The organism is Pseudomonas sp. FSL R10-0399 (genome assembly GCF_009600165.1).
Classification (GTDB): domain Bacteria; phylum Pseudomonadota; class Gammaproteobacteria; order Pseudomonadales; family Pseudomonadaceae; genus Aquipseudomonas; species Aquipseudomonas helleri.
Genome location: NZ_WIWK01000070.1, coordinates 1 through 11,797 on the forward strand (window position 1 = coordinate 1; position 11,797 = coordinate 11,797).

Genomic DNA, 11,797 nt, shown 5'->3' on the forward strand with positions numbered 1-11,797 from the left:
GCCAAGGCTGAAGCGGCCCCTGCTCCGGCACCGGCGGCTGCCCCTGCGCCAAGCGGTGCCAAAGTTCACGCCGGCCCTGCCGTGCGTCAACTGGCCCGTGAGTTTGGTGTAGAGCTGAACGCGGTGAGCCCAAGTGGCCCACACGGTCGCGTCTTGAAAGAAGACGTACAGGCTTACGTCAAAACCGCTCTGCAGAAGGCCAAGGAAGCTCCGGCTGCCGGCGCTGCAACTGGCGGCGCAGGCATTCCGCCGATCCCGACAGTCGACTTCAGCCGTTTCGGTGAAGTTGAAGAAGTGGCCATGACCCGCCTGATGCAAATCGGCGCGTCGAGCCTGCACCGCAGCTGGCTGAACATCCCGCACGTGACTCAGTTCGACCAGGCTGACATCACCGAGCTGGAAGCTTTCCGCGTTGCGCAAAAAGCCGTCGCAGAAAAAGCCGGTGTGAAACTGACCGTCCTGCCGCTGCTGCTCAAAGCCTGCGCACACCTGCTCAAGGAACTGCCAGACTTCAACAGCTCGCTGGCGCCAAGCGGCAAAGCGATCATCCGCAAGAAGTATGTACACATCGGCTTCGCCGTAGACACCCCGGACGGCTTGCTGGTGCCGGTGATCAAGAACGTTGATCAGAAGAGCCTGCTGCAACTGGCAGGTGAAGCGGCTGCACTGGCTGCCAAAGCCCGTGACAAGAAGCTCACCGCTGACGACATGCAGGGCGCTTGCTTCACCATTTCCAGCTTGGGTCACATTGGCGGCACCGGCTTCACGCCGATCGTCAACGCACCGGAAGTGGCGATCTTGGGCGTGTCCAAGGCAACCATGCAGCCAGTCTGGGACGGCAAAGCCTTCCAGCCGAAGCTGATGCTGCCACTGTCGCTGTCCTACGATCACCGTGTGATCAACGGCGCTGCAGCTGCACGCTTCACCCAGCGTCTGAGCCAGTTGCTGGGCGACATCCGCACTATCCTGCTGTAAGCCACGTCCCGGCCTTCCTCACCGAAGGCCGGGATAGCGCACTGTTTTCCGAGCGCCACGCTCGTACCTCAACCCCGCCCAATAAGCGGGGCTTTTTTTTGCCTGAACATTTACCAACCCCCCGTAGGAGCTGCCGCAGGCTGCGATCTTTTGATCTTCAACAGCAAAAGATCGCAGCCTGCGGCAGCTCCTACACACAAGCAGGTGCGCGCCAGGTTCTTGATTCTGTAACCAGAAAATTCACTCACCACACAACACCCCGGCACTACGAAGCCCGCTGATGTTGAGAGGCGAAGATCCCTCTGCCCCCCTCTACGGTTAATGAAAGGACTTAACCGCGGCGACAGGGATCGCCACTTATCAAAAAGGATTTCGACATGGACACACCCACCGTTGGCCCCATAGTGGGCTACACCACCCCAGAACAAGCGCGCATTTTCATCAGGGGCGCTGCCGATGCTGAAAATGCCGTTTTTGCCGCTGTTCGCTACCGCAAAGCGGGCACGCAGCAATGGTCTGCCGGCCTCTATTCGAAGCTCAGCAACATTTACGACATGTCTGACACCCTGGTCCTGCGCGGGCTGAGCGCAGACACGCGCTACGAATACCAGGCAGGCTGGTTCAGAACCACTTACCTTGACCACACTCCGGACACGGTCAAACACATTGCGCTGGAATGGCCCTCAACGATCTACCGGTTTAAATCTGCCTCCCCCAAACGCAACCGCACGCATCGCTACGTTGTAGGCTCATGCCGCTACCTGCGGCTTACACTGAACACCCCTTCGCGACCAGAACTGGGCGACAAGATCTTCAAGGCCATCAGCGACCTGAACGCCAGCGCCCCGCTTGATGGCGTGCTGATGATCGGGGATCAGGTGTACGTCGATGACATGAACATCTTCGCCCCCGACCGGGAGTACGCAGACATCTCGCGCAAGTACCGGGCAGCGTTTTCACAGCCACATATCCGCCAGCTCATGGCCAGCACCCCGACCTATATGATCCTCGACGATCATGAGATCGAAGATAACTGGCCTTCCAGGCGCAGCCACTATGACGACGAGCTCTACAGCAATGCCATTCGCGCCTACGAAACCTTCCAGTGCAGCCACGGCCCCGCCCACGACCTGCTCACAGACGGGTGCATCAACCGCAGCGTAGAGAAATACTGGTACACCTTTGCCGATGGCAACACCGACTGGTTTGTCATGGACTGTCGCACCGAGCGCGTGTTAACCGGCACTGACCGCAGGATGATCGGCGTCGAGCAAGAAAACGCCCTGCACAAATGGGTGAAAAACAGCACCGCAAAAGTGAAGTTCATCGTCAGCAGCGTGATGTTCATGCCCGATCAAAAAAGCCATGGCGATGACGGTTGGAAGTCATTTGCCGCACAACGCTTGCGCCTGCTGGAAGTCATCCGCGCCAACGCCGTTAAAAACGTGATGTTTGTCAGCGGCGACATCCACGGTTCTTTGACCAGCTCACTCACCCACAGCGAAGACCCAGACTTTGTGGTACACGGCATCGTCTCGTCGCCGCTGTGCAACAGCAGGCTGTTACCGTACGCGAAGGCCAGTAATCTGCTGCTCAATGCTCCGCTGGCCAGTCATGGGCAAGGCGATTATTCCCCCGCATTGACCAGCGCCATGGTCAGCGAAGACAACTTCGCCTGCCTGACCCTCACCGGGCAGCATTTGCAGGTCGATTTTTATAACCCTAAGGGTCGGGTGCTTGAGTCGGTGACGATTGCATTGAAATAACAGTCATAAAACTGAAACCAGCGATCGCCAGCCTGTTGCATCCTGACGTTGCGGCGCTAACCTTCAAGTGGGTGATGTCAATCATGTTCACTTGTCAGCTCAGTACGCATGATGCAACCTTGCCGCAGACCGCAGGAACAGGGCTTGAGCCCTGATGCCATCCGCAAGTGTGAAGCGAGTACCCCAATGAAAAGCCAATCCGATGCTGCCCTGCGAACGGCAGCCGAGGTCGTGACGCAGTTACCCGTGCCCTCGCGGCTCGGGATGCTGCGTTTCGAGCGGCTTAATGAAGCCAGCTGGGCCTTGCTTTACCTCGACCCAGGCTGCGAGCGCTACGTCGGGTTGCCCGCCACTGAGCTGTGTGCACTGGTCGGCTCGCCCTACGCCAGCCTGATGGAGCCCAAAGCGCGCTATCGCTTACATGACGCGATTGCGCTGCAACTGCGCGCCAGCCCCCACTATGTGGTGCATTACACCCTGCACACGCCCTTGGGGGCGCTGAACCTGATGGAAGTGGGCGAGGCCTACAAGCAACACAACCGCCAACTGTTACGCGGTTATGTGCTGGTAGTAGAGGGCTCGGTCAGCAGCACCGCGCTGGCCCCGGTCGCAGAGCTGGAAACACAAAACAGCCGGTTGCACATCGCCCTGGAACTCAACCAGCGCGCCCAGCAAGAACAACTGCAACACCTTGAACGTGTGCGCGCCCAACAGGACTTGATCCTGCGCCTGGCCCGCCACCGCTACAGCCAGCACAACTCGCTGCAAGAAGCCGCCGAACTGATCACCCGCAGCGCCTGCGACATCTACCAACTGGACGCCGCCAGCCTGTGGACCCTCGACGGCCACCGCATGCTGCCGATTTCGGCGTTTCAGCGCGAAAGCCAGGCGTATGTAGCACAAGACGCCATCGACATCAGCCTGTTCCCGGACTACCTCGACGCCCTGCACACCAGCCGCTCCATCGACGCGCAAAACGCCAACCGCGACCCGCGCACCCGGGAACTGGCAGCCTGCCTGAACCGCCACGACACCAACGCCATGCTCGATGCCAGCATTCGCATCGACGGCCAGGTGATCGGCGTGCTGTGCCTTGAACAGACCGGCAAGACGCGGGCCTGGCAAGCCGATGAAATCGCCTTTGCCGGCGAGTTGGCCGACCAGTTCGCGCAAGTCATCAACAACCACAACCGGCGCGCAGCCACTAACGCCCTGCACCTGTTTCAGCGGGCCGTCGAGCAAAGTGCCAATGCCTTTTTGCTGGTCAATTGCGACGGCGTGGTCGAGTACGTCAACCCGAGCTTCACCGCCATCACCCAATACAGTGCCGAAGAAGTCCAGGGCCACAAGCTGTCTGAACTGCTGGCGCTGGAGAACCTCAGCGACCTGCTGTTCGATGCGCACTCAAGCTTGAGCAAGGGCAATAGCTGGCAAGGCGAGTTCAAAAGCCGGCGTAAAAACCTGGAGCCCTACTGGGGCCAAATGTCGATCTCGAAGGTGTATGGCGACAACCGCGAACTGACCCATTACATCGGTATCTACGAAGACATCACCGAGGCCAAGCTGGCGCAACAGCGGATCGAACGCCTGGCCTACACCGACAACCTGACCGGCCTTGGCAACCGCCCGGCGTTTATCCGCAACCTCGATGAGCGGTTCACCCATGACAGCGCTACCAAGGTGTGCCTGTTGCTGGTGGACATCGACAACTTCAAGCGGATCAACGACAGCCTCGGCCACCAGACCGGCGACAAGCTCTTGATCAGCCTGGCGCGCCGCCTGCGCAACAGCCTGAACCCCGAAGATAATCTGGCCCGCTTTGCCAGTAACGAATTTGCCGTGCTGCTGGACAACGCCACCCTCGAAATCGGCCAGCAAACCGCCAGCCAGTTGCTGATGACCCTCGACAAACCGATGTTCGTCGATAACCAGTTGATCAGCGTCACCGGCTCTGTCGGCGTGGCCTGCGCGCCCCTGCACGGGCTCGACCCACAGACCTTGATGCGTAACGCCGGGCTGGCGCTGCACAAGGCCAAAGCCAACGGCAAGCATCAGGTGCAGGTGTTCACCGAAACCTTGAACGCCGAGGCCAGCTATAAGCTGTTCGTCGAAAACAACCTGCGCCGCGCCCTGACCCAAAACGAGCTGGATGTGTTCTACCAACCCAAGCTGTGTTTACGCACAGGGCGGCTGCTGGGCATGGAAGCCCTGCTGCGCTGGGACCACCCGGAAAAAGGCATGATTCGTCCCGACCAGTTCATCAGCGTCGCGGAAGAGACCGGGCTGATCATCCCCATTGGCAAGTGGGTCGCGCGCCAGGCCTGCCGCATGAGCAAGCAACTGAGTGCAGCGGGGTTTGGCAACTTGCAAGTAGCTATCAACCTGTCGCCCAAGCAGTTCTCCGACCCGGATCTGGTCGCCTCGATTGCCAGCATCCTCAAGGAAGAACACCTGCCCCCGGCGCTGCTTGAACTGGAACTGACCGAAGGCCTGCTGCTGGAAGCCACCGACGACACCCGCCTGCAACTGGATCAACTCAAGGAACTGGGCCTGACCCTGGCCATGGACGACTTTGGCACCGGGTATTCCTCGCTCAGCTACCTGAAGAAATTCCCGATCGACATCATCAAAATCGACCGCAGCTTTATCAAAGACATCCCCGACAACCAGAACGACATGGAAATCACCTCAGCGGTGATTGCCATGGCCCATAACCTTAAGCTTAAAGTGGTGGCCGAAGGCATCGAGACCGCCGCCCAACTGGCCTTCTTGCGCCGCCACCGCTGCGACGTGGGCCAGGGCTACCTGTTCGACCGGCCGATCCCCGGTGCCGAGCTGCAACGCGCACTTAAACGCTACCCGCGCGGACCGCTGACCTGACAGCGACGCAGCACTCGGGCACACTGCTGTTCTAACTTCCTGCAATCTGACTGAGAGGACTTGAAACATGGTCTTGCGCTCGGAAATCCTGGTGAATAAAAACGTGCTACCCACTCAAGAACAAGCCCTGCCGGGCCGCGAAACACCGATGCAACTGCCCGAAACCCACTTCGTCAATGGCAACCCGTTGCTGGGCCCGTTTCTGGACGACGTCGGTTTTGCGATTTTTGGTTTGGGTTGCTTCTGGGGCGCAGAACGCAAGTTCTGGGAGCGCAATGGTGTGGTCAGTACGGTGGTGGGTTACGCCGGTGGCTTTACCCCCAACCCGACCTATGAAGAAGTCTGCTCGGGCCTGACCGGCCACACCGAAGTGGTGCTGGTGGTGTATGACCAGGCAAAAGTGAAATACGAAGACCTGCTGAAAATGTTCTGGGAACTGCACAACCCGACCCAGGGCATGCGCCAGGGCAACGACATCGGCACCCAATACCGCTCGGTGATCTACTGCACCACGCCAGAGCAACTGGCAGCGGCCGAGGCCAGCAAAGCGGCCTACCAGGCTGAATTGACCAAAGCAGGCGTGGGCACCATTACTACCGAAATCGCAGAGGCCCCAACGGTCTACTTCGCCGAGGCGTACCACCAGCAATACCTGGCGAAAAACCCGCAAGGCTACTGCGGCATCGGCGGCACAGGCGTGACCTGCCCGATCTGACCCCACACACCTCCTGTAGGAGCGAGCTTGCCTCGCGATCTTTTGATCTTTAAAAGATCGCGAGGCAATCGAGCGTCGACCGGCTGCTCCTACAAGGTGAGGTGATCGTTACTCAGCGATTATCCATTCCATCTGCCAGCAACACACCAGCGTCAGACTATTCCGGAAAGTTTAAAAAGCGCCAAGATCATCTTGCGTGATACCTACATGCACGCCCCTACCTACGACCAATCTTTTAATAGCAACACCTACACGATATCTCCCAAATATCAGTAGGAACCATCTGAATTATTCCGCCTCCTAAACGCACTCTCTTAAAAGAGTAGATAGACCTGAAAAATTGACTATATGCCTAGCCAGTTACAACCCAAGACCATACACGATCATGACTAAACACATACTAGAAAAATATGTACATACATATTTACGACTCACACCAAAATCATCCAGATACACTCCTGATAGATTCAGCGCAACATTAACAAAATAGCTCCTCAATCTCACCGCTACACACTACTATTTAAAACCAAAAAAAAAGGATTTTTAAAATGCCACTAGAACTTGGCCCTATAAGCGTTGAAGGAAGAACAGAGGATTTTTCCATACCCGGAACCTCAAAAGAACCTGCAATGCCTGAATACATGAAAGACATCCTTAATTGGGCAATAAGAGCCACAGATCAAGTGAGAATTTGGATATCAGACAACCTAGAACGACTAAACCTGCAGCATGAAAAAAACATTTCGGCTATAGACACTGAAATCGAACAAGATATCAAAGCCTCAGGCGGCATCAATACATCCATGGACGTTACGACACCAAGCAAGATAATCAAAAATGAGAAAAACATCCTCGTAAAACTTTACCTAACAAAAGATGCGGAGACCGATAACAGATCACAACAATCTCGATCGCTATGGAACGGAAAAGATATTCTTATTTCTGTTCATCCAACTCCTGCGAGCTTTGTAAAGACCAGCAAGACGAGAGTTACGATCAATAGGAATCGGCTTAATAACTGGGCAAAGAGCTACGAGAACGCTAAACTTTCCCAAGTTTATGCCGAAACATCTCTGCGACTAAAAGCCAAAGTACAAACTCTGACCCACATCGAAAATGAAAAAGAGTTAAACCTTAATAAAGCCAAAGAAATGGTAAGACTCAAACAGTACCCTGACGCTCCGCAAGGTGTCTCGCTGGATCAAAACCTTCAGGAATCCAAGAGACAGAAAGAATATTTCAGTTCTGGCGGCGGTGGTTTTTTGTTTAGTTGGTTTTATAAAAAAGTACGGAATCACGGCGAATGGGATTACAAACAGAGACACTCTCAGTACCAAAACTTCGGAAATTTCCATTATGGCGCCGTTGGTACTGCTGCCGGGATATCGGAAGCGGTGCTTTTAAGAGCTGCCGGAGCTGCACAGTCCTCGGCGGGCACATCGGAAGAAGATTTCAATAATTGGTGGTCAAATTCACCTTATGGTGATGATTTCATTGACCAAGTGTGGATCGAGGCCGGGATAGATTATGCAAAATCGAAAGGCTACTAACTGGGTTGCTTGGGGGCTGTTATTAATTTGCCTGATACAGACAGCCTATATATTTTTATCGACACATAGAGTACCCGCTCCCTCCAAGATTATCTCTGCCACTAGCGTTGGCGAAGGAGGGGCAGTTTATGAGGTCCTCTATGATTCAGGCGGTGCGACGGTCCCCTTCATTTACAGATACTTCCTCATGGCAAAACAACCAACCCTCGAAGAAGCACTCCAAGAGACCAGAAAAATATCACCCTTCCTAGTGACAAAAAGCTCCAACGCCGTTCACGAAGTACGTGGCGACCATGTTTTCCTGAAAACCAGTGGCACAATCTATAACTTCAATAACATCTCGTATTTCAAATCAAACGAAGAAATTAAAGTAGTGACGTTCGATTTAAATGCCTCTGCTCCATAGACAAAAAAGCGGGCACTTGAAAAAGTCCCTGCGGCCCACTGTTCGATCTAAAGGCCATATCTCCTGTAGGAGCAGCCGGTCGACGCTCGATTGCCTCGCGATCTTTTGATCTTTAAAAGATCGCGAGGCAAGCTCGCTCCTACAGGGTGAGGTGATCGTTACTCAGCGATTATCCATTCCATCTGCCAGCCACCCTGGGTTTGGCCCAGTGTTTTGGCCAGCCATGGCAGCAGTTCGCGCAGTTCTTCTTCCAGACCCCAAGGCGGGTTGGCGATCGCCAGGCCCGAGCCGTTCAAGCTGTTGGGGGTGTCCAGCGGGTGCACAAACAACTCGACCTGCAACAACTTCGGAGCGCCGGAGGCGGCCAGGTCCTGATAAAAACGGCGCAGTTGGCGCTTGTCCTTGATCGGGTACCAGATCGCTACAACGGTCTGACGCATGCGGCTGATGGCGTCTTTTAACGACTCCACGCAACGCTGCATTTCGTCGAGCTTTTCAAACGGCGGGTCAATCAGCATCACCGCACGCTTTTCGGCCACGGGCAGCAACGCACGCGGTACGTGCCAGCCTTCGCCCAAGTGCACCGCCACACGACGGTCGCCCTTCATGTTGGCCTTGAGCATCACACCATCTTCAGGGTGTTTTTCGTTGAGCAACACGCGGTCGTGCGCACGGGTGGTGCGACGTGCCAGTTCAGGCGAACCCGGGTAGTAACGCAATTGCCCGTCCGGGTTCATCTTGTGCAGCACCTGCATGTAGTCCGCAGTCATCGCGGGCAGGTCTTTTCTGCCCCACAAGCGTGCGACGCCTTCCAGGTACTCGCCCGTGCGCGTGGCCTGATCGCCTTGAAGGTCATACAAACCCAGCCCGGCGTGAGTATCGAGGTAAGCAAAAGGCTGCTCTTTGCGCGACATCAACGCGATGAGGCGGGTCAAGACGATATGTTTAAGAACGTCGGCGTGGTTACCGGCGTGGAAGGCGTGACGATAGTTCATGGTTGCTCCTGCGCAGGGAGCGAAGTTTACCCTGTGCAGCGAATAACGTCAGGGGTTAAGCCACGCTCCACGCCAGACGGTGCCTTGCTCAAATCGCTCGCGGCACCAATACCAGGTTATGCACGCTGACCTCACTCGCTACCCAGTCAATCGCGAACTGCTCGCTGGCATCGGCAATCAGTACGTCCTTGTCCAGCACTTGCACGCGGATTTGATGGGCTTCAACGGGCTCCGGCGACTCATCGTCATCGACGTGAAAGGCGAACGTCCAGGGTGCCGGAATGGCGTAATAGCCGTGCGTTTCGAGCAGCAGGCGCTCTACACCACCCGGCTTGCGGGCGTACACCGAAATAATCCAGTGATAGTGGCTTTGAAATGAGAAGGGCAAGTCCCGGGCGGAGATGTGCCCGAGGAAAATCTTTTTACGCATGGTTGTCATCCTTGATTGAGGCACTCATCAGTGAGCGCTTAACCAAGGCTAATACGTCTGGAGCAGGTCATTTACGCTTCAGAAGAACCCCCACCACAAATGAGAAACCTCCGGGCAGGACATGCTGTTAATCCCACGCGCAATGCCATGTCTTTAGCGACCCCCAATAAAAACGGCCCGTTTCCATGGGAAACGGGCCGTTGTCTGTTACCCACTAGGTGGGCCGCAACTCACTGAACTCAGTGGTGCAGTTTGAAGTCATTCTCAGCCGCTTCGAAGCGCTCAACCATCTTCTTGCTTGGGCCTTGGCCCATGGCGCTGACCACCAAAATGGCGATGCTGGCGAAGATGAAGCCCGGGATGATTTCGTACAGACCCAGCAAACTGAAGTGTTTCCAGACGATCACCGTGATGGCCCCGACCAAAATACCGGACAGCGCGCCATTGCGGGTCATGCCTTTCCACAGTACCGAGATCAGCACCACCGGGCCAAACGCAGCACCGAAGCCTGCCCACGCATAGCTCACCAGGCCCAGCACGCGGTTGTCCGGGTTAGACGCCAGCATGATGGCAACCACGGCCACCAGCAGCACCATGGCGCGACCGACCCACACCAACTCGGTCTGGGAGGCATTTTTACGCAGGAAGGATTTGTAGAAGTCTTCTGTCAGGGCGCTGGAGCACACCAGCAACTGGCAGCTCAATGTACTCATCACCGCCGCCAGAATGGCCGACAGCAAGACACCGGCAATCCACGGATTGAACAGCAGCTTGGCCAGCTCGATAAACACCCGCTCAGGGTTTTCGTTGACCGGGCCCGCCACTTCCGGGTGCGCCGAGAAGTAAGCAATACCGAAGAAGCCGACGGCAACGGTGCCGACCAGGCACAGGATCATCCAGGTCATGGAGATGCGACGTGCGTTGGCGATCGACTTCACCGAATCGGCGGCCATGAAGCGCGCCAGAATGTGCGGCTGGCCAAAGTAGCCCAGGCCCCAGCCCATCAGCGAGATGATGCCAATAAAGGAAGTGCCTTTGAGCATGTCAAAGTTGGCCGGGTCCTTGGCTTCGATCGCAAGGAACGTGGTATCAACGCCACCGGTTGCCAGCAATACGATGATCGGCGTGAGGATCAGCGCAAAAATCATCAGAGTGGCTTGCACGGTGTCTGTCCAGCTCACCGCCAAAAAGCCGCCGACGAAGGTGTAGGCAATAGTCGCCGCAGCACCGGCCCACAGGGCTGTTTCGTACGACATGCCAAAGGTGCTTTCGAACAGACGGGCACCGGCCACCACGCCCGAGGCGCAGTAAATGGTGAAGAACACCAGAATCACCACCGCCGAGATAATCCGCAGCAGCCCGCTTTTGTCTTCGAAACGGCTGGCAAAGTAGTCCGGCAAGGTCAGCGCATCACCGTTGTGCTCGGTCTGCACCCGCAGGCGCCCGGCCACAAACAGCCAGTTCAAATACGCACCGACCACCAGGCCGATGGCAATCCAGCTTTCGGACAGGCCGGACATGTAAATGGCACCCGGCAAGCCCATCAGCAGCCAGCCGCTCATGTCAGAGGCGCCAGCGGACAACGCGGTGACCACGCTGCCCAGGCTGCGGCCGCCGAGAATGTAGTCCGACAGGTTATTGGTGGAGCGATAAGCCATAAAGCCAATCAGCACCATTGCCGCGATATAGATCACGAACGTGATCAGGGTTGGGTTACTTACACTCATTGCATTAAGCCCTGGCATTGTTTTTATCGTTGACGGCCGCCTGGCCGCACATTCACAAACGTTTTGTCTGAGACGGTTAACCAGGCTGCGCATTTATGACTGACGCTTCTCCAGGAAAATCGTCAGCCGTCGAACCTTGTGGGTTCAAAGGGTCACACCTAAGTCGCGAATGCTATGCAACAACGCAAATCAGGTGCAACCAGTTTCTGCCTCGCTAGTTGCACCTTTCGCTTCTTTTTCGATGCAAAAGCGCCCCGTATCAATCGAAAACCCCACATTCCCTGTAGGAGCGAGCTTGCCTCGCGATCTTTTAAAAGATCACCCAATCGCGAGGCAAGCTCGCCCCCGACAGG

At 56.2% G+C, this 11,797-nt stretch carries 8 protein-coding genes; 5 read left to right on the forward strand and 3 right to left on the reverse strand.

The features are described from left to right. The 5 genes from GHO41_RS18690 to GHO41_RS30575 all read left to right on the forward strand — a co-directional run. The coding region (locus GHO41_RS18690) for a 2-oxo acid dehydrogenase subunit E2 (RefSeq protein WP_178126541.1) at nucleotides 1-975 on the forward strand (975 nt) is incomplete at its 5' end. Between the two features lie 377 nt (nucleotides 976-1,352). After that, nucleotides 1,353-2,741, forward strand: a complete 1,389-nt coding sequence (locus tag GHO41_RS18695; RefSeq protein ID WP_153434320.1) for an alkaline phosphatase D family protein — start codon at nucleotides 1,353-1,355, stop codon at nucleotides 2,739-2,741. A 186-nt stretch (nucleotides 2,742-2,927) separates the two neighbouring features. Next, on the forward strand, nucleotides 2,928-5,621 hold the full coding sequence (locus GHO41_RS18700) for an EAL domain-containing protein (RefSeq protein ID WP_153434321.1): 2,694 nt from the start codon (nucleotides 2,928-2,930) through the stop codon (nucleotides 5,619-5,621). A gap of 67 nt (nucleotides 5,622-5,688) precedes the next feature. Then, nucleotides 5,689-6,336, forward strand: coding sequence for a peptide-methionine (S)-S-oxide reductase MsrA (gene msrA, locus GHO41_RS18705; protein WP_153434322.1), 648 nt, complete (start codon nucleotides 5,689-5,691; stop codon nucleotides 6,334-6,336). Nucleotides 6,337-6,884: 548 nt separating this feature from the next. Then, nucleotides 6,885-7,886, forward strand: coding sequence for a polymorphic toxin type 44 domain-containing protein (locus GHO41_RS30575; protein WP_305977937.1), 1,002 nt, complete (start codon nucleotides 6,885-6,887; stop codon nucleotides 7,884-7,886). Between the two features lie 564 nt (nucleotides 7,887-8,450). Here the strand turns inward: GHO41_RS30575 and GHO41_RS18715 are convergent. The 3 genes from GHO41_RS18715 to putP all read right to left on the reverse strand — a co-directional run bounded on the left by GHO41_RS18715 (nucleotide 8,451) and on the right by putP (nucleotide 11,444). Further along, the gene (locus GHO41_RS18715) at nucleotides 8,451-9,287 is read right to left on the reverse strand and encodes a 23S rRNA (adenine(2030)-N(6))-methyltransferase RlmJ (protein ID WP_048366660.1); all 837 of its coding nucleotides are present in this window, start codon (nucleotides 9,285-9,287) and stop codon (nucleotides 8,451-8,453) included. Between the two features lie 88 nt (nucleotides 9,288-9,375). After that, a complete protein-coding gene (locus GHO41_RS18720) occupies nucleotides 9,376-9,717 on the reverse strand; it encodes a hypothetical protein (protein ID WP_153329391.1) in 342 nt (113 codons plus the stop codon). A 239-nt stretch (nucleotides 9,718-9,956) separates the two neighbouring features. Beyond that, the gene (putP, locus tag GHO41_RS18725) at nucleotides 9,957-11,444 is read right to left on the reverse strand and encodes a sodium/proline symporter PutP (RefSeq protein WP_048366662.1); all 1,488 of its coding nucleotides are present in this window, start codon (nucleotides 11,442-11,444) and stop codon (nucleotides 9,957-9,959) included. Between the last annotated feature and the right edge of the window lie 353 nt (nucleotides 11,445-11,797).